Raw genomic sequence first — 21,088 nt, 5'->3', positions numbered from 1 at the left:
ATGTCCAGACAAAGAACAATAGAAAAGATTATGGCGTCGGAATATGTATCGATTGGAGAATTGGTTAGGATTACAAATTGCCGCTATAGTACGCTGAAATTTTATACGGAAGAAGGATTGCTGCCTTTCCGGCAGGAGGAAGAGAATTTGACCCGTAGGTTTCTAAGAGAAGAGGCGTTGCAAAGAATTGCAGAGATTAAGAATCTTAGAGAAAGTGGTCATAGTATTTCTGATATTAAAGAAATATTAACGAAGTAGAAGATATTAATTGCCAAACAATATTCTGTTTATTTCGCATTTATCAGTAATTTGTCATATTTCATCATAAAGTTCTCATATTCTTATAGCAATAAGAAAATAAGTGTGATAGAATATCAAAAATATCTATTATGGAGGGAGAAAAGATATGGATAAAAAAATGACAGGTATTGTAGCGTACATCACTTGGATAGGCTTACTTATTGCTATTCTTGCAGGAGATAAGGAAGGAGCCAAATTTCATGTGAATCAGGCATTAGTTATCTTCTTATTTGGTTTATTAGGAGTTATTCCTTACATAGGAGCAATTTGGTCAATTTTCATTTTTGTTTGTTGGATTATTGGACTCATAGCAGCAATTAACGAAGAGGAGAAAGAGGTTCCTCTTATTGGTAAAATCAGGCTCTTAAAATAGCAGGTGATAATTTTCTATTACTTGAATAAAAATAAAAACAGAAAAGTTTGCAATGCATAACTTTTCTGTTTTAAAAAATATGCCGAAATGAACGGCATATTTTTTATACCATAGGAAAAACCTCGCTGTAGTAAAGTATAAAAGTATTCACGCAGCTTACTCTATTGATTCGGAATAGGGAATCGTACCGCCATCATCGTCCTTGCCATGAAGAATGGTTAGAATATCGTGCATTCGTTGATTGGCTTGGTCATAATATTCCTTTGCAGTTTCAGCGGCAGAGGGATCGAATATATCGCCTTTGAAAGCTTGATGATAAAGCGAAACAGCATTAGTCATATACTCTTTCGCTTCATCTGAAAGAATCTCAATGGAAGAGAATTCCTCCGGGACAGGCAAAGAAGCCATCCATACAAAGCGTTCTTTCACGTTATCCAATGCGGATAGCAGTTCTTTAACAGAGTTTTCGGAGGTAGCATCTATAGCATTTATTATATTATTATATTCACAAATATCCGAATAAAAAGTATTCATACTATTTTTGTATTCCTCCAATTCTTTATGGCTATTGCATCCAGCCAAAAGAAATGAGGCGAAAAGAAATAAGAGAGATATAAGCTTTTTGTTCAAGAGATTCTTCCTCCATTGGCATAATGATGTATTCGAAAAGTATCGAGAAAAATAAATATTTGTCATATTAGAAATTACCATATATAGTGTATGAAAGCAAGAATACACATATCAAATATTGTAGTTTTTTTTAATATATGGTAGCATGAAAAACAAACGAACCTTTGTACGGGCAATTCGTGCTATACATATGTTCCGAAGACCTTGAAAGGGGTATAGCTGTAAAATGACTAAAAATGAATTTAAAGATTTGATAAAAGAGCATCCTATTTATTTGGATGGTGCCACAGGGTCAAACCTGCTAAAAAGAGGAATGCCCGCAGGGGTCTGCCCCGAAAAATGGATCTTAGAGCATAGAGATGTGCTCATAGGACTGCAAAAAGAATTCATAGAGGCAGGCAGCAATATTATCTACGCCCCTACCTTCACGGCCAATTCTGTAAAGCTTAAGGAATACGGACTGGGCGACGATATTGAGTGGATGAATAAAGAGCTGGTTGCCATATCCAAAGAAGCGGCAGATGGGCGTTGTCTTGTTGCCGCTGATATCACTATGACAGGAGAACAGCTTTCCCCCATGGGAACTATGGATTTTGAAGAGCTGATTGCGATATATAAGGAGCAGATTGGTTATCTTGTCAGTGCAGGTGTGGACATACTTGCTGTTGAGACGATGATGAGTCTGCAGGAGAGCCGGGCAGCGTTGATTGCCGCGAAGGAAGTCTGTGAGTTACCGGTAATAGTAACGATGACCTTTGAGGCGGACGGAAGAACCCTTTATGGAACGGACGCGAAGACAGCGGCCATTGTTTTGGAAAGTCTCGGTGCCGATGCGGTAGGAGCCAACTGCTCTACCGGTCCCGATAAAATGGCAGAAGTGATAAGAAGCATGGCAGAAGTCACTTCCATACCGATTATTGCGAAACCGAATGCAGGTCTTCCTTATCTCGATAAAGATGGCAATACGGTCTATGATATGAATAGCGATGATTTTGCGGCAGGAATGGCGATGCTTGTCGAAACAGGAGCCTCCATATTGGGAGGATGCTGCGGTACGACACCCGAGTATATTGAAAAACTATGTACTCATACAAAGGCAATGGAAATCAAGAAGCGTAAAAAAGCTGAGAAACGTTATTTGACCTCGGAACGTCAGGCGGTCGAATTCGGTCTGAATGACAACTTTATGATCGTCGGAGAGCGGATTAACCCTACCGGTAAGAAGAAGCTTCAGGAACAGCTTCGTGCCGGAAATATGGATATGGTTATGGAATTCGCGGAAGCTCAGGAAGCATGCGGTGCTGCCATTTTAGATATTAATATGGGAATGAGCGGCATAAATGAAAAAGAAATGATGCTTCGGGCTTTAGAGGAGGTAGGCGGAGTTACAAATCTCCCGTTGGCTATCGATTCCAGCCACGTAGAAGTACTGGAAGAAGCACTCCGGCGTTATCCCGGAAGGGCACTGGTGAATTCTGTTTCGTATGAATCGGCGAAATTCGAATCATTGCTTCCCATTGTGAAAAAATATGGTGCTATGTTCATTCTCCTTCCCGTCTCGGATGAAGGACTTCCGAAAAATCTGGAGGAAAAGAAGGAGATTATCCATAAAATAACGAAACGGGCAGTGGCGCTTGGTATGGATAAAAAGGATATTGTGGTGGATGGTCTGGTCGCAACGGTAGGTGCAGATAAGCGGGCGGCGTTGGAAACCCTCCAGACAATACGCTATTGCAAAGAAAATGGTTATGCAACGGTTTGCGGACTGTCTAATATTTCCTTTGGACTTCCTCAGAGAGGTTATATCAATACTGCCTTTTTAACGATGGCTATTCAGGAAGGGTTGACGATGGCCATTGCGAATCCCTCACAAGAGCTATTGGTTTGCAGCGCATTTGCAGCCGATTTATTGCTGAATAAGGAAGAGGCTGATATTCGCTATATCGAGCTGATAGGCGGTATTGAAGAGAAAAAGAAAAAAGAAGAAGCTCCCGGTGAGAATTTAAGTACAGTAAAACGTGAGGAGAAAACGTCCGGGAATGCGTCCATAATGGATGTTATATGGGAGGCTGTCTTAAAAGGAAACCGGAAAAAGATCACGGAATATACGATCAGCGCTTTGGAAGAAGGGAAAACACCGCAGTCTATATTAAATGATGCATTGCTTCCTGCTATTAATGAGGTGGGCGATCTTTTCGATAAAGGGAAATACTTCCTTCCTCAGCTTATCTCCAGCGCGGAGGCAATGAAGGCGGCGATTGAATATTTGGAGCCCCTTTTGAAGGAAGGGAATGGAAAGCAGGAAATGCCGGCCGTCATTATAGCGACGGTAGAAGGGGATATCCATGATATCGGTAAGAATCTGGTGGCCCTTATGTTGAAAAACTATGGATTCCGTGTGGTTGATTTAGGAAAGGATGTACCAAAAGAACATATCATTCAGGCGGCAATCGAGCATAATGCCAGTGTGATCGCACTTTCTGCTCTTATGACGACAACGATGCAGGAGATGAGAAAAGTAATATCTCATGCGAGGGAACAAGGTGTTAAGGCGAAGGTAATTATCGGAGGCGCTGTTATCACACAAGATTATGCGGATGAAATTGGAGCGGATGGATACTCCAAAGATGCAGCAGATGCCGTGAAGCTGACAAAGCGGATACTTCATATCTCAGAATAGGACGGAAAATAAAAAAGTGGTATTAAGAACATAAATAATGCCGATATACTATAAAATATAATATGATACCAGGGTCAAAAGATCATGGGTATCATGAGGTAAAAATACCTTTTAACCCCAACATCATAATATATATGTAAGAAAGGCATGGTTATTGGCATGGATAATCTGATATTAGAAAACGAGCAAAAGAAGGAATTAAGCGAACGGGAGCTATTGGAAGAAATTTTAAGTGAGAATAAAATGCGTACACTCTACTCTAAGGTGACTGCGATATCAGCAGTAGGAATTCTGGCAGTGGTAGTCGCCTGTATGTTTATCTTACTTCCCAGATTCAATGATTTTATTAACAATGCAGACGAAGCAATTACTGCGGCAAAGATTACGCTGGCAGAAGCTGAAAATGCAGCGGCTGGTTTAGGGAAAATGAGCCAGGATGTGATTCGCACGAGTGGAAACGTGGATACCTTCGTACAAGAAAATTCATCAGTACTCGCGGATACGATGGAAGATATCAGTTCTATTGATTATGAAAAGCTTAATAAGGCGATTGAAGACCTTGAGGCTGCTGTATCTCCGTTTGCCAACTTTATGAATAGATTTAAATAGTACGGTATGGTCCGGTGAGGATACATAGTGACTATTTATCCGGTCTGCGCAGTTACTGTGCTGACCGTAAAAATACATGGAAAGACGAGGGAATTGAAATGATTGGTGCAGATGCAATGGTAAAATGCCTGGAAAAAGAAGGCGTAGAGTTTGTTTTTGGTTATCCCGGAGTGGCAATATGTCCGTTTTATAATAGTATTTTGGATTCTGACATCCGTACAATACTCGTCCGCACGGAACAAAATGCGGCCCATGCGGCAAACGGGTTGGCAAGAGCGTCAGGAAAAGTAGGCGTATGCGCGGTTACCTCGGGTCCCGGGGCAACCAATGTGATTACGGGAATTGCAACGGCCTTTGCCGATAGCATCCCTCTTATATGTATTACAGGGCAGGTGGATAGCGAGCTGTTAGGAAGTGATGCTTTTCAAGAAGCGGACATCATAGGAGCGGTGGAATCTTTTGTAAAATACAGCTATCTGATTCGAGATGTCAACGAGATTCCTAAGGTATTTAAGGAAGCATTCCATATTGCGAATACAGGACGTAAAGGACCTGTCCTTATCGATGTGCCGATCGATGTACAGAAGGCAGCCCTTGCCAGATTCAGCTACCCGGAAAGCGTTAATATGAGAACTTATAAGCCTACCGTAAAAGGAAACATGGCTCAGATAAAAAAGGTGGCAAAGGAACTGGAAAAAGCAAAGAAACCCTTAATTTGTGCCGGTGGCGGAGTATCTCTTAGCAATGCAGAAGAAGAGTTAAGAGCATTTGCGGAAAAATATAGCATTCCGGTAGTATCCACGATGATGGGAATCGGTATTATGCCCACCGGACATCCGATGTATTATGGAATGGTAGGAAATAACGGCACGCCTTGTGCTAATCGTGCATTAAAAGAGTCGGATTTGCTCATTGTAGTAGGGGCTAGGGTGGCGGACAGAGCAGTCAGCCATCCCAATATGATTACGAATTATAAGGTGTTAATACATATCGATGTGGATCCGGTAGAAATAGGGAAGAATGTAGGGCCTCATATCCCCCTTGTTGGAGATGCAGGACATATCTTTAAAGATTTGGAACAGCAAGAAATGATTTGTGAACATGAAGAATGGGTGAAGGCGTTGGACGAGCATAGAGAGTCTATGGTAATTAGGCGTAACCCGAACAAAGATTATGTGGATCCGGCAAAGTTCATTACAAGACTTTCTGAGAAAATGCAGGATGACGGTATCTATGTTGCAGATGTAGGCCAGAACCAGATTTGGTCCTGTGCATATCATGTTGTAAAAAAAGGTCGTTTCTTAACTTCCGGAGGAATGGGAACTATGGGATATTCTATTCCTGCGGCGATAGGAGCTAAGATTGCTGATAAGAAAAAGCAGGTGGTGGCTGTATGCGGTGATGGTTCCTTCCAGATGTCTATGATGGAATTGGCGACGATGCAACAGCATGGAATCCAGGTTAAAATCGTAGTATTGAAGAATAATTACCTGGGAATGGTGAGGGAATATCAGCATTATACCTATAAGGATAACTATTCTGTTGTAGATTTATCAGGAAGCCCTGATTTAGAGAAATTGGCATCCGCGTATGAGTTGGATTTCCTTCGTCTGTGCGATATGGAAAAGGCAGAAGAAACTATTGATGCATTCTTAAAAGAGGATAAATCCATGTTGTTGGAATGCTTGATAGATCCGATGGATTTAGTAAAATAGGAGGACGAATGAGATGAAAAGAATATATTCCGTACTGGTAGAAAACCGCTCGGGCGTTCTCTGTAAAGTGGCCGGTCTTTTTTCCAGAAGATGCTTTAATATCGATTCTTTAGCCGTAGGAGAAACTGACGATTCCACAGTGTCTTGTATGACGATCGTAAGCAGTGGTGATGAGAGAACGATTGAACAGATAGAAAAACAATTAAATAAAAAGTTAGACGTTATTAAAGTAAAAACTTTCGATGAAAGTGCGAGCATTAGCAGAGAGCTTATGCTGATTAAGGTAAAATACAATAAAAATAACCGGCGCGATATTATGGAAAATTGTGATATTATGAAAGCTCAAATTGTAGATATGTCGAAAAATATGATGATTATTCAGATTTGTGATGTGCCGGAACGTATTCAGCTATTCATTAATATGTTACAGTCTATCAGTATTGTAGAAGTTGCGAGAACTGGTACTTTGGCCCTTCAAAAATGCAAAGATATGGAATAAGATAGAATTGCTGTAAATATATATTTTGCAATTCAACGAGTTAAAGTCTTAGAGAATTAAAGCATTTTTGTTGACTTTTATAAATAGTATTGTTAAAATAGATGTCAATCGACAAATGAGAATGGAGGACGTTCCATGCGTAAGAAAGTATTTCAGCTTTTGGTAGATAATACATCTGGTGTTTTAAGCAGAATATCGGGTCTGTTTTCCAGACGCGGTTACAACATTGAGAGCATTACAGCGGGAGAGACCGCAGATGCCAGATATACAAGAATTACAATTGTAGCTTCGGGTGATGATGAAATATTGGATCAGATAGAAAAGCAGGTAGCGAAACTTGTCGATGTAAGGGACATTAAGGTTTTGGAACCGGACGACAGCGTGTATAGAGAACTTGTTCTCATTAAGGTGAAAGCGGAGGCGAAAGAAAGACAAGCCGTGATTGCCATAGCGGATGTATTCCGTGCCAAGATTATCGATGTTGCTTCAGAAAGTCTTATTATCGAATTGACCGGGGCACAGTCTAAGATTGAAGCTTTTATAAGCCTTTTAGATGGCTATGATATCCTCGAACTAGCAAGAACCGGAATTACGGGACTTGGACGAGGCAGCCACAACGTTACTTATTTATAATCTGTTAGCTCTTAGGGAAGAACCCTTTCAGTTATAAAATTATTTTAAATTACTTAATTTAATGGAGGAAAAAGAAATGGCAAATATCTATTATCAGGAAGATTGCAACCTTTCCATCTTAGATGGGAAAACAATTGCCGTGATTGGTTATGGCAGCCAGGGACATGCACACGCACTCAATGCAAAGGAATCGGGATGCAATGTCATTATTGGTCTTTATGAAGGTTCTAAATCTTGGGCAAAAGCACAGGCGCAGGGATTTGAGGTATATACAGCAGCGGAAGCGGCTAAGAAAGCGGACATTATCATGATTCTCATTAACGACGAGCTTCAAGCTCAGACTTATAGAGAGTCCATTGAACCCAACCTCGAGGCGGGCAATATGCTTATGTTCGCACACGGCTTCAACATTCATTTCGGACAGATTGTTGCTCCGGCAGACGTAGATGTAACTATGATTGCTCCGAAAGGACCGGGACATACTGTAAGAAGCGAATATCAGGAAGGTAAAGGTGTTCCCAGTCTTGTGGCAGTGCACCAGGATGCAACAGGCAAGGCATTGGATATCGCTCTGGCATATGCCGCGGCAATCGGTGGTGCAAGAGCAGGTGTTCTTGAGACTACGTTCCGTACGGAAACGGAGACAGACCTTTTCGGTGAGCAGGCAGTTCTTTGCGGTGGTGTTTGTGCGCTTATGCAGGCAGGCTTCGAAACATTAGTGGAAGCAGGATATGATGAAAGAAATGCATATTTCGAATGTATCCATGAAATGAAGCTGATTGTAGATCTTATTTATCAGTCAGGATTCGAAGGAATGAGATATTCCATCTCCAATACTGCAGAATATGGTGATTACATTACAGGACCTAAGATCATTACAGAAGATACGAAGAAGGCAATGAAGAAAGTGCTTTCCGATATTCAGGACGGAACTTTTGCGAAAGATTTCCTTCTCGATATGTCACAGGCCGGAGGACAGGCACATTTCAAAGCCATGAGAAAATTAGCGACTGAGCATTCTTCTGAGACAGTAGGTAAAGAGATTCGCAGCCTTTATAGCTGGAACAATGAAAGTAACAAATTAATTAATAATTAATCTTAAGGCATTGTAAGGAATATATTTCCTACAATGCCTTATTTATTAATGAATTATTATTTTAGCACAGCCTTTTGGGGCAGCTTTCTTGTTGCCTTTGTATTTTATGGGAATCCTAATAATGAAAGGAGTGATTCTAATGAAAATTCTAAGAAAAAGCAGTGTCCAACTTCAACAAAGAAAGAATGAAAGCGAAAAGAACCTGCGTAACTATGCTTTTCTTCGTTTGGAAGACTTATACGTGACGCTTTCGTCTTCGCCCTCCGGTCTTAACGCTGAACAGGTTGAAAAGCGACAGGAAGAGTATGGCAAGAATGTAATCACATCAGGCCAAAACAATACCATGCGGCACCGACTGAGGGAGTCAGTTATAAATCCATTTAATATAGTGTTGTTCATCATTGCTCTCATAACATTATTTACAGACGTTATTTATTCCTCACGCCCTGATTATTTAACCGTTAGTATTATTTTATCGTTAATCGCTTTATCCAGTTTGGTAGCCTTTGTACAAGGGGAGCGTTCGAATGCGGCTGCGGAGAAACTGTCAAAAATGATTTCTAACAAAGCAGATGTCTTGAGAGATGGTGAACAGATTGAAATTTTAATAGATGAAATTGTACCGGGAGATATTGTACGTCTTTCTTCGGGAGATATGATTCCGGCGGATATACGATTCCTTTCAGCAAAAGACGCATTTGTGGCGCAGGCGGCGCTCACAGGGGAATCCAATCCGATCGAGAAGTTTGCAGACATCCGCTCAGCCTTAGATGATGCGCTGACTGATATAAAAAATATTGGATTTATGGGTTCTAACATGGTGAGCGGCAGTGCAACAGGAATTGTTCTGGCCACGAGTAATGAAACCTATATCGGCTCTATGGCAGAATCTCTGTCTGGGGACAGGGCAAAAAATAGTTTTGAACGCGGTGTTGATTCGGTGAGCAGGCTGCTCATTCGTCTTATGATTATCATGGTGCCTGTAGTACTGCTTATTAACGGATTTACCAAAGGCGACTGGAGCAGCGCGATTCTATTTGCTATTACAATTGCAGTAGGGCTTACGCCTGAAATGCTGCCGGTCATTATGACATCTACGTTAGCCAAGGGTGCGGTTTCCATGTCGAAACATCAAGTGATCGTCAAAACACTGGGAGCGATACAAACATTCGGAGAAATGGATATTCTATGTACCGACAAGACGGGTACGTTGACCGAAGACCGAATTGTATTGGAAAGATATATGAATGCTTCAGGCGAGGATGATGCCCGTATTCTTCGACACGCCTATCTGAACAGCCATTTTCAGACGGGGCTTAAAAACCTGATCGATTTAGCCATCATAAATCGAGCTGTGGAGAATAACCTTAGAAGTGTTTTGGCGGCCTATACGCGTATAGATGAAATTCCATTTGATTTTTCACGCCGCAGAATGAGTGTGGTTTTAGAAGATAAAAGCGGTAAACGCCAGCTTGTTACCAAAGGGGCGGTAGATGAAATGCTGGATATTTGTTCTTTTGTGGAATGGAATGACCAGATTGTTGAATTGACGGAAGATATGTGCAAACGTGTTCGAATTACCTATGAAAAGCATAATGCCGATGGCCTGCGTATGATTGCCGTAGCACAGAAAAATGAAGTGCCGGGTATTGAAGTTTTCAGCGTAGACGATGAGTGTGACATGGTTTTAATAGGATTTGTAGGCTTCCTTGATCCACCTAAGGAAAGCGCACAGGCAGCGATTCTTGCATTGCGTGAGCATGGTGTTCGTACCGTAGTTCTAACAGGCGACAGCGAAGGAGTTGCGGTGAAGGTTTGCGGTAAGGTTGGTGTCGAATCCGAACATTTCCTTTCAGGGAAAGATGTTGAATCAATGGACGATGCGGCGCTGCTGGCTGCCGTTAATACATGCAATCTTTTTGCGAAGTTGTCACCTTCGCAAAAGGAACGAGTGGTCAAGGCATTTCAGGCGAACGGGCATACGGTAGGTTACATGGGCGATGGAATTAATGATGCGCCGCCATTACGGCAAGCAGATGTCGGCATTTCAGTAGATTCTGCTGTTGATATCGCAAAAGAAACCGCCGATATAATCTTGCTTAAAAAGGACTTAATGGTACTAGAGGAAGGTGTAATAGAAGGGCGAAAAACATTCGGAAATATTGTTAAATATATTAAAATGGCAGCGTCCGGCAATTTTGGAAATATGATTTCCGTAATTATTGCTTCTGTTTTTCTGCCGTTCCTACCTATGCTGCCCATACAGATCCTGACGCAGAACTTATTGTGTGATTTCTCTCAAATGGGTATTCCTTTCGATAATATAGACAGGGAGTATTTACTGAAACCTCGCAAATGGGAGACTAAATCCATTCAATCATTTATGGCATTTATGGGACCGCTAAGTTCGGTATTCGATGTTCTATGCTTTTTGGTAATGTGGTGGATGATTGGGGCGAACGGTGTGAAATATGCCCCATTGTTCCAGTGCGGATGGTTCGTATTCGGTACAGTATCACAAGTTTTGGTTATTCATATGATCCGTACTGCAAAGGTTCCGTTTATCCAAAGTTGGCCCACCGGACTATTAATGGCTTCAACAACAATCATTGCTATTGCGGCTCTGATAGTTGCCTTTTCAGATATGGCAGTGGGGTTTGATATGGTTCGTTTGCCGTTGGAATTTGCTCCATGGCTTATTATACTTCTTGTGGGGTACTGTTTATCAACGCAGTTACTAAAAGTAGTTTATATACGCCGTTTTGGAGAATGGTTATAGGGTTTACGGCATATAGATAGAAAGCACTGCGTACCAGATGCTTATTTTACATAAGCATCTGGTAATATTGAATTAAAGTATTCATAGATGTTGTCATCGGTATCTTAGATGGATATGCAAAGCCGATTTGACGTTTGGAAACCTTATGTCCTAATTTTAATTCACGAAGCGTTCCGTTTTTCAAATCCTCTTTAACGAAATCATTAATTACACAGGCGATGCCAAGGCCGGCTCTGGCGAACTCGATGGATAGATCCATATTGTTCACTTCGATAATGTTATGCAAAGTGAATTGATGTTCATTCAAAAAGGTATCGGTATGCTTCCTCGAAATATTTTCTTTGTCCAGCATAATAAATGAAGCTTCTTTGAAAAATGCTTCGAATTCATATGAGTCCGCTTTATTTTTATGAAGAAAGGGAGCTAAATAAGTATCCGTAGCGACGAAAATATCTTCTATCGTTTTAATCGGGAGATAGGAAATGAAAGAAGCTTCCGAGATATCCCCTGAGGGGATACCTACCAGACCGATATCGATAGCCCCGCTTTTTAAATCCGCAATGGTCTCAAAGGTTGACTGACAGGATATTGTAATTTTAATATTAGGATTGGTTGCGATAAAATCTTTTAATAAGGGAAGGAGTACATATTTACATAGCGTCGTGCTGACACCGATAGAAAGGTGACTGATTCCTTGGGAAGTTGCAGATTTTAATAGATCTTCTCCCGAGCGCAGAGAGAGGATAGCGCTTTCCACATGTTTATAGAGAGTTTCACCTTCAGTCGTTAAGGTGACGCCACGGGAAGAACGGTGAAAAAGAGCAGTATGCAGATGTTCTTCCAACTTTGCAATCGATTTACTGATGGCAGGTTGGCTGATATATAATTTTTTGGCAGCAATAGAAAAGTTGCGGCAGTTTGCCACTTCATAAAATATTTGATATAGGTTGAGATTTTGTTCCATGGTTCTTTGCCTTTCTTTTATATAAATAATAAATATTAGTAATTGTATCACTTAGTGGGTATAACTACAAGTTATTGCAAATATGAATACATGATATTTTTCAAAATGCCCCTTTTATGATAATATTATTACAAGAATTCACCAATATAGAAAAGGTTGAATAAAAGATGAAAGAATTTATAGGTGAAGATAGAAAATTAATATTTGTAGGAGGTATGAAGTGATGGGAATGACAATGACCCAGAAGATTCTGGCAGCACATGCGGGACTCGATAAAGTAGAAGCTGGACAGCTGATAGAGGCGGATTTGGATTTAGTTCTCGGCAATGATATTACGAGTCCGGTGGCAATTAAAGAAATGGAAAAGATGAAGGTAGACAGCGTTTTTGATAAAGATAAAATTGCGCTTGTGCCGGATCATTTCGTACCGAATAAAGACATTAAATCGGCGGAGCATTGTAAATGTATGCGTGAGTTTGCATACCGCAATGACATTACGAATTACTTTGAAGTAGGGGAAATGGGAATTGAGCATGCACTTTTACCTGAAAAGGGACTTACTGTTGCAGGCGATGTTATTATCGGAGCGGACTCTCATACGTGTACTTATGGAGCACTCGGAGCATTTTCTACCGGTGTGGGGAGTACAGATATGGCGGCAGGGATGGCAACCGGAAAAGCATGGTTTAAGGTGCCTGCGGCAATTAAATTTAATTTAATAGGAAAAATGTCCAAATGGGTGAGCGGTAAAGATGTCATTTTACATATCATCGGAATGATAGGGGTGGACGGCGCTCTCTACAAATCTATGGAGTTTACCGGAGAGGGAATTAAGAACCTTTCCATGGATGATAGGTTTACGATTGCCAATATGGCAATTGAAGCCGGTGGAAAGAATGGAATTTTCCCTGTGGATGACTTGGCCATTCTCTATATGAAGGAACACTCGAAGAAGCCGTATACCATTTATGAGGCGGATGCGGATGCGGTCTATGAGGAAGAATATACGATTGATTTAAGTGCTCTGCAGCCGACAATCGCCTTTCCTCATCTTCCCGAGAATACGAGAACTATCGATGAAGTGAAAGAAGATGTGGCGATCGATCAGGTAGTTATCGGTTCTTGTACGAATGGTCGTCTGGATGATCTGCGTATTGCAGCAGAAGTGTTCGAAGGAAGACATGTGAAAAAGGGGATGCGTTGTATCATTATTCCTGCCACTCAGTCCATTTACATGCAGGCGATGGAGGAAGGACTCTTAAAGACCTTTATCGAAGCCGGTGCGGTAATAAGTACACCTACCTGCGGTCCCTGCCTTGGCGGATATATGGGAATCCTGGCAGAAGGCGAGCGATGCGTATCCACTACGAATCGTAACTTTGTAGGACGTATGGGACATGTGAAATCGGAAATCTACTTGGCTAGTCCTGCAGTCGCTGCGGCGAGTGCTATCGAAGGGAAGATTTCCAGCCCGGACAGATTGCAGTAAGGAAACGGTATGAAGAATAAAAAGCGTAACAGTTCAGCCATCAATATCGCGAGGTGTTTTTGTGCGCAAAGCACACAGAAAACCCGAGTTTAGCAAGCGCGAAATACTGCATAGCAGTATTTCTGTGCATAAAGTGTTGCTAGGAAGTCGAAGGCTGAATAGTAAGTAAAAAGCTGCCGGAAGGCAGTATGGAGGGATATATGAAATCAGCAAAAGGAACAGTTTTTAAATATGGAGATAATGTGGATACGGATGTAATTATTCCGGCAAGATATTTGAACTCCTCTGATCCAGCGGAGCTTGCTACTCACTGTATGGAGGATATCGATAAAGAATTTGTGGAAAAGGTAAAAAAAGGTGATATTATTGTAGCGGATAAGAACTTCGGATGCGGCTCCTCAAGGGAACATGCGCCGATTGCTATTAAAGCAGCCGGAGTGAGTTGTGTAATTGCTGAAACCTTTGCCAGAATCTTTTACCGTAATGCAATTAATATCGGGCTTCCTATTATAGAATGCCCGGAGGCTTCCAAGGGAATTGAAGCAGGTGATGAAGTGGAAGTAGATTTTGATTCAGGGATGATCACAAATGTGACGAAGGGTACGAAATTCCAGGGTCAGGCATTTCCCGAATTCATGCAGAAGATTATTGCTTCTGAGGGATTGATCAATTACATCAATAATAAGTAATAATAAAATATGTATGATATAAAAAGTTTTTCAGATACGGGATCCTTCCGGTTTCTTGAAAGACTTTTTATTTTTATTCCATCATCATAAGAATATACCCTGTATTTGCTTTCTTTCCATATGTGCCATTATATGTTAAAATACCAAATATGCAGGTAAAACAGAGAGAAAGGTAAGAAAATTTATGAATGCGGAAATATTTTTTAAACAGTTGGATGAATTGTTTCAAAAAAATGAAATAGATAAGGTGGAGCCTTATTTACTCCGGGAATTGGAAAAGGCCAGGGAAGCGGAAGATTATCCCGGATATATTGTAATCGGCAATGAAATGATAGGGTTTTACCGCAGTATATCTTCTTATAAAAAGGCGTTCGATATCGCAGAGGATGTTCTTCTTTTAATGGAAGAGATACAGCTGGATACGAGCGAGCATTTCGCCACTACTCTTTTGAATACGGCAACTGCTTACCGCGCGGCAGGGGAGTTGGAGTCTGCTTACCGTTATTATTTACAGGCGTTGAAGATTTACGAAGAACTGCTTGCGGAAGATGATTATCGATTCGCAGGCCTCTATAATAATATGAGCCTTCTTCTTGAACAGATGGATAAAAATGAAGGAGCGATAGAACTTACGGAAAAAGCACTTTCCATCGTAAGAAAGCTGGAGGGCAGCGAAGTACAGCAAGCTACTTCTCTAACGAATCTAGCTCTTTTATATTTTAAGTTGGACAGGGCTAAGGACGCTTCGGAGGCGTTAAAGGACGCTCTTTTGCTTTTTGAACAGGCAGGGAATGGGGACGAGACAGACGCTCATTACAGTGCAGCCCTTGCCGGGGTCGGAGAGGCATATTATCGTATGGGAGATTATAAGAATGCGTTGCTTTCTTATGAAAAAGCGCTGGCAGAAGTGAAAAAGCATTTTGGAGAAAACCAAAGCTATGGAGTTCTTTGTGAGAACTGTGCGGCGGTCTGTGAATGTCTAAAAGAGGAAGAAAAGGCGCAGCAGTACCGTACAAAAGCTGAGGAAATCTATCAAGGGCTGAAAGTGGAGCAGTAAAGGCAAGAGGTAGGCGGAAAAGAAATGAAAGGTTTGGAACTAGCTGAGAGATATTATTTTGCATATGGAAGACCGATGCTGGAAGAGAAGTTTCCTGATTTAGTCGGTAAAGTAGCGGCAGGCCTGGTAGGACAAGGATCGGAATGCCTTGGATTTGATGATGCTTTTTCTATGGATCATGATTATGGTCCATCTTTTTGCCTCTGGCTGACAAAAGAAGATTATGAGAAATATGGATGCAGACTGTCGGAGGAATATGATAGGCTCCCATCAGAATTCGAGGGGTTAAAAGGACGAATCGTTAGCGCAGGAGGACAAGGACGGGTCGGCGTGCATATGATTTCTGATTTCTATTATGGATTGATCGGCATGGAAAAGGCACCTGATAGCCTGATGGAGTGGATGGAAATACCGGAATCAAGGCTTGGACTCGCAGTAAATGGCAAGGTGTTTGAGGATCCGTTAGGAGAGTTCAGTGCGATTAGAGAAAAGCTCCTTTCTTTTTATCCGGAAGATGTACGCCTTAAGAAAATAGCGGCAAGGGCGGCTGTTATGGCACAATCAGGACAATATAATTATGCCAGAGCGATGAAGAGAGGGGAATATGTGGCAGCTCAACTTTCTTTGTCGGAATTTATAAAAACTACGATTTCTATGGTCTATCTTCTGAATAGGAAATATACTCCTTTTTATAAATGGATGCATCGTGGAATGAAAGACCTTCCCATATTGTCGGAAATCGGTGATATTTTGAATCTGCTTGTAGAAATGGGCAGTCAGGCAAGTGCCTGGGAGGGAACAAAGACAGAGGATTATCTTTACCTTTTAAATATGAACGATCAAAAAGTAATCATTATAGAGGCAGTCTGTAATTTGGTGCTTCAAGAACTAGTTGCACAAGGATTTACTCAGGGAGAAGATAATTTTTTGGAACATCATGTTGCCAAGCTGATGGAAGGCATTGCAGATCCTTATATCCGTTCTTTACAAATTATGGAGGGATAGACTTGCAAACATATGTTCACCGTGATATACTTATCACATAAAAATCAGGAGAGATCATTATGATAGCATATATAATAGGTGAAGTTGTAGATATTACGGAAGAGAATCTTATTCTGGAAGCGAATAATATCGGTTATAATATTAAGATTTCATCAGGAACGGCAGGACGCCTTCCGAGAATCGGTGAAGAAGTGAAGATATATACGTATACTCATGTGAGAGAAGATGCCTTTTTATTGTTCGGGTTTCTGACAAAGGATGATTTGGATATTTTTAAGAAGTTAATTACGGTTAATGGCATTGGTCCTAAGGGCGGGCTCGCCATTTTGTCCGTTATGAGCGCGGATGATTTGCGCTTTGCGATTATTTCTGCGGATATTAAGGCTATTTCGAAAGCTCCCGGAATCGGTAAGAAGACGGCAGAGCGAGTAATTTTAGACTTGAGGGACAAGGTCTCCATCGAAGATGCCTTTATGGATAAAGGAACCGATGGATCTGCGCTGGAAGCTTTTTCCGGCGAAACGAGTGCGAGAAATGAGGCGATAGAGGCCCTTACAGCACTCGGATATTCATCTGCTGAAGCATTGAAGGCAGTGAAGCAACTCAATCTTACTCCCGATATGGACGTGGAAGAAATTTTAAAGATGGCGCTGAAAAAGATGTATTAAAAAGTGCCGGAGTTTGGAAGGAATACGGTTATATAAATGGCAAAGAGAATGATCGAAACGAATTTAACAGAAGAGGATATGAAAATAGAAGGCTCTTTAAGGCCCAGGTGTCTTTCCGATTATATCGGCCAGACTAAAGTTAAGGAGAATCTGAAGATATATATCGACGCGGCAAAGCTTAGGAATGATTCTCTGGATCATGTATTGTTCTATGGTCCTCCGGGGCTTGGCAAGACGACACTTGCGGGGATTATTGCGACTGAGATGGGCGTTAATATGAAAGTGACCAGCGGACCTGCGATAGAAAAACCCGGGGAGATGGCAGCTATTTTGAACAATTTGCAACCCGGAGATCTGTTGTTCATAGATGAGATACACCGCCTCAACCGGCAAGTGGAAGAGGTGCTTTATCCGGCCATGGAAGATTATGCCATCGATATTATCATAGGAAAAGGCGCCGGTGCACGTTCGATTCGTTTGGAACTGCCTCAGTTTACCTTGGTAGGTGCCACTACGAGGGCAGGTCTTCTGACCGCTCCATTGAGAGATCGTTTTGGCGTGATACACCGACTGGAATTTTATACGGTGGAGGAGCTTAAACTTATTATCCTCCATTCCGCACGCATTTTAAAAGTCGCAATCGAAGAGCAGGGCGCCGAGGAACTGGCAAGGAGAAGCAGGGGAACGCCTCGTCTGGCGAACCGAATGTTAAAGAGAGTGAGAGACTTCGCACAGATTAAATATGATGGTGTTATTACCGGGGAAGTTGCCAGAACAGCACTGGATCTTCTGGATGTGGATCGTATGGGATTGGATTATATCGATCGCAATATTTTGACGACTATTATCGATAAATTTAAGGGTGGCCCCGTAGGGCTGGATACCCTTGCGGCTTCCATTGGAGAGGATGCAGGAACGTTGGAGGATGTATATGAGCCTTATCTTTTGAAAAACGGGTTTTTGAATCGGACTCCGAAAGGGCGGATGGCGACAGATTTGGCATATCATCATTTAGGACTTGAAATTCCCTCTTAATATCTATATAATAAATATTGTGTAATTTAAGAACACATTATGGCATATTTTGGTGTTAAGGGGTGGGAAAATGTCAACAAAAACGGATACGGAAGTGATTATCGGCGGCAAGGTATTCACGCTAAGCGGTTATGAAAGTGAAGAGTATTTACAGCGGGTAGCATCCTATATTAATAATAAAATGATAGAATATGGTAAAGTTGACAGCTTCAGAAGACAGCCTTCCGACACCCAGAATGTGTTGTTGCAGCTTAACATTGCCGACGATTACTTTAAGGCTAAGAAGCAAATCAGCCTTTTAGAAGAAGAGATTCAGAGCAAGGAAAAGGAACTATATGATTTGAAACACGAGTTGATTACTTCGCAGATGAAATTGGAAAATACAGAGAAGAATGTAAAAGGTCTGCAAGCAGAAATCAATGAGAGTGCCAAGAAGATGATTCGTATGGAAATGGAACTGAAGGAAGCGAAAAAGTAATATAAAGAGAACCGTAGCGTACAGGCTGTCTTAAGAAAAGGCAGCTTTTTCTAGTCAAATAGAAATGTATCAGCGTGGGGTATAAAGATGAAAAAAGTAGAACTATTGGCACCGGCAGGCAATTATGAATGCTTTCTCGGCGCGATACATGCCGGAGCGGATGCGGTCTATTTAGGCGGCAATAAGTTCGGTGCAAGGGCTTATGCGGATAACTTTTCCAGGGAGGATATTATCAGCGCAATAAAATATGCTCATGTATATGGAAGCAAAGTGTATCTAACTTTAAATACATTAGTAAAAGAAGAGGAGTTCGGTGAAATATATGATTATCTGTCTCCTCTTTATCTTGCAGGATTGGATGCCGTAATCGTTCAGGATATGGGAGTCTTTCATGCGATCGGAAGGTGGTTTCCCGATCTGGAACTCCATATCAGTACGCAGATGAGCGTGACGGGTTCCTATGGTGCCTCCTATTTAAAGAAATTGGGAGCGAAAAGGATTGTTCCGGCAAGGGAACTGTCTTTGGCGGAAATTAAGAAAATAAAAGATACGGTGGACATTGAGATAGAAACCTTTGTCCATGGAGCTGTCTGTTATTGTTATTCAGGACAATGTTTGTTCAGCAGTATCTTAGGGGGAAGGAGCGGTAATAGAGGAAGATGCGCACAACCCTGTCGCCTGCCCTATGAAGTGGAATTAAAAGAAGGCAAAAAGAGGCAGGATGGAAAGACGTATCCCCTCAGCGCAAAAGATATGTGCAGCATAGAACTTGTCCCGGAGTTGATTGAAGCAGGAATTGATTCCTTTAAAATAGAAGGAAGAATGAAAAGCCCCGAGTATGTGGCAGGAGTAACTTCACTTTATCGTAAATATATTGATAAATATTATGCGGAAGACTTAGAAGGATTTCAAGTGGATAAAGCCGACATGGATAAGTTACGCAGTTTGTATATCCGAAGCGAAATTAGTGAAGGATATTATCATAAGCATAATGGCAGGGATATGATAACTTTGGATAATCCCAGCTATCGGGGGCAGGATGAGGCTGTATTGCAGGAGATCAGGCAGGAATATTTAGAAGGCGATTTCAGGCTTCCTATCATAGGGAAAGCAGTGTTATACAAGAATCGACCGGCTCGTTTTACGGTTACTTATAAAGATATAGAGGCTGTTAGTTATGGAAATGTGGTAGATAAGGCTCAAAAGCAGCCTTTAACCGAAGATGGTGTTAAAAAGCAACTCATAAAAAGCGGAAATACAGCTTTTTTCTTTGAGCATATGGATATCGACATGGAGTCCGATATTTTTATTCCGGTAAAGGCCCTTAATGAATTAAGGCGCACAGCCTGTGAGGAACTGGAAGAGAAAATAAGAGAAAGAAATGAGCTTGCTTATAGGAATAGGCCGCAGAGTACACAGGATATCAAAGCTATCAGGGATATCAAAGCTGTCGGAGATAGCTTTGAGAAAGAGGACACGACTTCAGCGCAACCCAAAACTGAAAATAGGAAAGCAGAAACAAAGTTGCACGCCTTTGTGCAAAATAAAGGGCAGCTTCAGGCGGTAAGGGGGAGCGAAGTGGCAAGAATCTATCTTTCTTCCGACTTATTTATGGAAGAGGATTCCATAAAACTTCTTGAAAATTTCAAAAAAGATGTGGAAATTTATTTGGCTTTGCCTTATGTTATAAGAGATTACGATACTCTATTTCTAAATCAAATGGAAAGATTGCTGCAAGAAAATCCGTTTACAGGAGTATTGATCCGTAATCAGGAGCAACTTCAATGGTTGCAGGAGATTTCATGGAAAAAAGGAATTGTTTCAGATGCTAACTTATACATTTGGAATAAGGAAGCTTATGATGCTTACATGGATGTCTGTCAGGAAAGATATCTTCCTTATGAACTGAACTTTAAAGAGACGGCAAGGCTTATAGATACAGTGGGAAATGAAAATCTGTCGCAGATTGTTTACGGTAGGATTCCGATGATGATAACTGCCAACTGCATTACCAAAACGATGGGACGCTGCAGGAAGGGACTGGCGGGAGCGGAGACTGCGCATGAGGATATTGCCGATTTCCTAAGGGATAGATATCGTAAAGAATTTCCTGTTTATTGTAACTGCAGACACTGTTATAATATAATTTATAATTCAGTGCCGATGTCATTACACAATGGACTTACTAAACTGGAAGGTCTTGGAATCTCATCGTTTCGTTTGGATTTTACGACAGAAACAAAGGAAGAGACGAAAGATATTCTCACTTTTTATGAAGAGTTTGTAAAGGGAAGGAAAAAAGGGCAATTACAGCCTCCTTTTATGGAATTTACAAATGGGCATTTCAATCGAGGGGTAGAATAAAATTACGCTTTTTAGGCGTACGGGT

The 21,088-nt window shown here is 41.3% G+C and carries 19 protein-coding genes; 17 read left to right on the top strand and 2 right to left on the bottom strand.

What is annotated here, in order from left to right:
• Complete coding sequence (locus tag RBB56_RS00850; RefSeq protein WP_306720494.1) at positions 1–258, top strand: helix-turn-helix domain-containing protein; 258 nt, start codon at positions 1–3, stop codon at positions 256–258.
• A gap of 148 nt (positions 259–406) precedes the next feature.
• Positions 407–673 (top strand): hypothetical protein, encoded by a 267-nt coding sequence (locus tag RBB56_RS00845; protein ID WP_306720493.1) that lies wholly within the window; start codon positions 407–409, stop codon positions 671–673.
• Positions 674–829: 156 nt separating this feature from the next.
• On the opposite strand, the gene RBB56_RS00840 is transcribed toward RBB56_RS00845, so the two are convergent.
• The gene (locus tag RBB56_RS00840; protein ID WP_306720492.1) at positions 830–1,207 is read right to left on the bottom strand and encodes a hypothetical protein; all 378 of its coding nucleotides are present in this window, start codon (positions 1,205–1,207) and stop codon (positions 830–832) included.
• 322 nt (positions 1,208–1,529) lie between these two features.
• On the opposite strand from RBB56_RS00840, the gene RBB56_RS00835 reads away from it, so the two are divergent.
• The 7 genes from RBB56_RS00835 to mgtA all read left to right on the top strand — a co-directional run bounded on the left by RBB56_RS00835 (position 1,530) and on the right by mgtA (position 11,314).
• Positions 1,530–3,983 carry a homocysteine S-methyltransferase family protein gene (locus tag RBB56_RS00835; protein ID WP_306720491.1) on the top strand — a complete coding sequence of 818 codons (2,454 nt, stop codon included), beginning with the start codon at positions 1,530–1,532 and terminating at the stop codon, positions 3,981–3,983.
• Positions 3,984–4,130: 147 nt separating this feature from the next.
• Positions 4,131–4,592 carry a hypothetical protein gene (locus tag RBB56_RS00830; RefSeq protein WP_306720490.1) on the top strand — a complete coding sequence of 154 codons (462 nt, stop codon included), beginning with the start codon at positions 4,131–4,133 and terminating at the stop codon, positions 4,590–4,592.
• A gap of 98 nt (positions 4,593–4,690) precedes the next feature.
• Positions 4,691–6,307, top strand: coding sequence for a biosynthetic-type acetolactate synthase large subunit (gene ilvB, locus RBB56_RS00825; protein WP_306722057.1), 1,617 nt, complete (start codon positions 4,691–4,693; stop codon positions 6,305–6,307).
• A 13-nt stretch (positions 6,308–6,320) separates the two neighbouring features.
• Entirely contained in the window at positions 6,321–6,806 is a 486-nt protein-coding gene (gene ilvN, locus RBB56_RS00820; RefSeq protein WP_306720489.1) for an acetolactate synthase small subunit, read from the top strand.
• 135 nt (positions 6,807–6,941) lie between these two features.
• Complete coding sequence (ilvN, locus tag RBB56_RS00815) at positions 6,942–7,439, top strand: acetolactate synthase small subunit (protein WP_306720488.1); 498 nt, start codon at positions 6,942–6,944, stop codon at positions 7,437–7,439.
• A 76-nt stretch (positions 7,440–7,515) separates the two neighbouring features.
• Positions 7,516–8,535, top strand: coding sequence for a ketol-acid reductoisomerase (gene ilvC / locus RBB56_RS00810; RefSeq protein ID WP_306720487.1), 1,020 nt, complete (start codon positions 7,516–7,518; stop codon positions 8,533–8,535).
• A gap of 139 nt (positions 8,536–8,674) precedes the next feature.
• Entirely contained in the window at positions 8,675–11,314 is a 2,640-nt protein-coding gene (gene mgtA / locus RBB56_RS00805; protein ID WP_306720486.1) for a magnesium-translocating P-type ATPase, read from the top strand.
• Positions 11,315–11,360: 46 nt separating this feature from the next.
• On the opposite strand, the gene RBB56_RS00800 is transcribed toward mgtA, so the two are convergent.
• The gene (locus RBB56_RS00800) at positions 11,361–12,278 is read right to left on the bottom strand and encodes a LysR family transcriptional regulator (protein ID WP_306720485.1); all 918 of its coding nucleotides are present in this window, start codon (positions 12,276–12,278) and stop codon (positions 11,361–11,363) included.
• 223 nt (positions 12,279–12,501) lie between these two features.
• Between RBB56_RS00800 and leuC the strand changes: the two genes are divergently transcribed.
• The 8 genes from leuC to RBB56_RS00760 all read left to right on the top strand — a co-directional run bounded on the left by leuC (position 12,502) and on the right by RBB56_RS00760 (position 21,063).
• Positions 12,502–13,767, top strand: coding sequence for a 3-isopropylmalate dehydratase large subunit (leuC, locus tag RBB56_RS00795; RefSeq protein WP_306720484.1), 1,266 nt, complete (start codon positions 12,502–12,504; stop codon positions 13,765–13,767).
• 200 nt (positions 13,768–13,967) lie between these two features.
• Positions 13,968–14,456: a 3-isopropylmalate dehydratase small subunit gene (leuD, locus tag RBB56_RS00790; RefSeq protein WP_306720483.1), complete on the top strand. Its 489-nt coding sequence runs from the start codon at positions 13,968–13,970 to the stop codon at positions 14,454–14,456.
• 184 nt (positions 14,457–14,640) lie between these two features.
• On the top strand, positions 14,641–15,513 hold the full coding sequence (locus RBB56_RS00785; RefSeq protein ID WP_306720482.1) for a tetratricopeptide repeat protein: 873 nt from the start codon (positions 14,641–14,643) through the stop codon (positions 15,511–15,513).
• A gap of 24 nt (positions 15,514–15,537) precedes the next feature.
• On the top strand, positions 15,538–16,518 hold the full coding sequence (locus tag RBB56_RS00780; protein WP_306720481.1) for a DUF4037 domain-containing protein: 981 nt from the start codon (positions 15,538–15,540) through the stop codon (positions 16,516–16,518).
• A gap of 59 nt (positions 16,519–16,577) precedes the next feature.
• Positions 16,578–17,186, top strand: a complete 609-nt coding sequence (gene ruvA, locus RBB56_RS00775) for a Holliday junction branch migration protein RuvA (RefSeq protein ID WP_306720480.1) — start codon at positions 16,578–16,580, stop codon at positions 17,184–17,186.
• Positions 17,187–17,222: 36 nt separating this feature from the next.
• Positions 17,223–18,221 (top strand): Holliday junction branch migration DNA helicase RuvB, encoded by a 999-nt coding sequence (gene ruvB / locus RBB56_RS00770; RefSeq protein ID WP_306720479.1) that lies wholly within the window; start codon positions 17,223–17,225, stop codon positions 18,219–18,221.
• Positions 18,222–18,291: 70 nt separating this feature from the next.
• A complete protein-coding gene (gene zapA, locus RBB56_RS00765) occupies positions 18,292–18,699 on the top strand; it encodes a cell division protein ZapA (RefSeq protein ID WP_306720478.1) in 408 nt (135 codons plus the stop codon).
• 87 nt (positions 18,700–18,786) lie between these two features.
• The gene (locus RBB56_RS00760) at positions 18,787–21,063 is read left to right on the top strand and encodes a peptidase U32 family protein (protein ID WP_306720477.1); all 2,277 of its coding nucleotides are present in this window, start codon (positions 18,787–18,789) and stop codon (positions 21,061–21,063) included.
• Positions 21,064–21,088 lie beyond the last annotated feature (25 nt).

This window comes from Kineothrix sp. MB12-C1 (genome assembly GCF_030863805.1).
Classification (GTDB): Bacteria; Bacillota; Clostridia; order Lachnospirales; family Lachnospiraceae; genus Kineothrix.
Note: the sequence above shows the minus strand (reverse complement) of the source record. Positions and strands in the feature narration are given on the sequence as shown.

Excerpts from the sequence above, each read along its gene's own strand:
- RBB56_RS00850 (WP_306720494.1), top strand. The coding sequence starts at position 1 with ATGTCCAGACAAAGAACAATAGAAAAGATTATGGCGTCGGAATATGTA.
- RBB56_RS00760 (WP_306720477.1), top strand. The coding sequence starts at position 18,787 with ATGAAAAAAGTAGAACTATTGGCACCGGCAGGCAATTATGAATGCTTT.
- leuC (WP_306720484.1), top strand. The coding sequence starts at position 12,502 with ATGGGAATGACAATGACCCAGAAGATTCTGGCAGCACATGCGGGACTC.
- ilvN (WP_306720489.1), top strand. The coding sequence starts at position 6,321 with ATGAAAAGAATATATTCCGTACTGGTAGAAAACCGCTCGGGCGTTCTC.
- ilvB (WP_306722057.1), top strand. The coding sequence starts at position 4,691 with ATGATTGGTGCAGATGCAATGGTAAAATGCCTGGAAAAAGAAGGCGTA.
- RBB56_RS00800 (WP_306720485.1), bottom strand. The coding sequence starts at position 12,278 with ATGGAACAAAATCTCAACCTATATCAAATATTTTATGAAGTGGCAAAC.
- RBB56_RS00835 (WP_306720491.1), top strand. The coding sequence starts at position 1,530 with ATGACTAAAAATGAATTTAAAGATTTGATAAAAGAGCATCCTATTTAT.
- RBB56_RS00785 (WP_306720482.1), top strand. The coding sequence starts at position 14,641 with ATGAATGCGGAAATATTTTTTAAACAGTTGGATGAATTGTTTCAAAAA.
- leuD (WP_306720483.1), top strand. The coding sequence starts at position 13,968 with ATGAAATCAGCAAAAGGAACAGTTTTTAAATATGGAGATAATGTGGAT.
- zapA (WP_306720478.1), top strand. The coding sequence starts at position 18,292 with ATGTCAACAAAAACGGATACGGAAGTGATTATCGGCGGCAAGGTATTC.
- RBB56_RS00845 (WP_306720493.1), top strand. The coding sequence starts at position 407 with ATGGATAAAAAAATGACAGGTATTGTAGCGTACATCACTTGGATAGGC.
- ilvN (WP_306720488.1), top strand. The coding sequence starts at position 6,942 with ATGCGTAAGAAAGTATTTCAGCTTTTGGTAGATAATACATCTGGTGTT.
- ruvB (WP_306720479.1), top strand. The coding sequence starts at position 17,223 with ATGGCAAAGAGAATGATCGAAACGAATTTAACAGAAGAGGATATGAAA.
- ilvC (WP_306720487.1), top strand. The coding sequence starts at position 7,516 with ATGGCAAATATCTATTATCAGGAAGATTGCAACCTTTCCATCTTAGAT.
- RBB56_RS00780 (WP_306720481.1), top strand. The coding sequence starts at position 15,538 with ATGAAAGGTTTGGAACTAGCTGAGAGATATTATTTTGCATATGGAAGA.
- RBB56_RS00840 (WP_306720492.1), bottom strand. The coding sequence starts at position 1,207 with ATGAATACTTTTTATTCGGATATTTGTGAATATAATAATATAATAAAT.
- ruvA (WP_306720480.1), top strand. The coding sequence starts at position 16,578 with ATGATAGCATATATAATAGGTGAAGTTGTAGATATTACGGAAGAGAAT.
- mgtA (WP_306720486.1), top strand. The coding sequence starts at position 8,675 with ATGAAAATTCTAAGAAAAAGCAGTGTCCAACTTCAACAAAGAAAGAAT.
- RBB56_RS00830 (WP_306720490.1), top strand. The coding sequence starts at position 4,131 with ATGGTTATTGGCATGGATAATCTGATATTAGAAAACGAGCAAAAGAAG.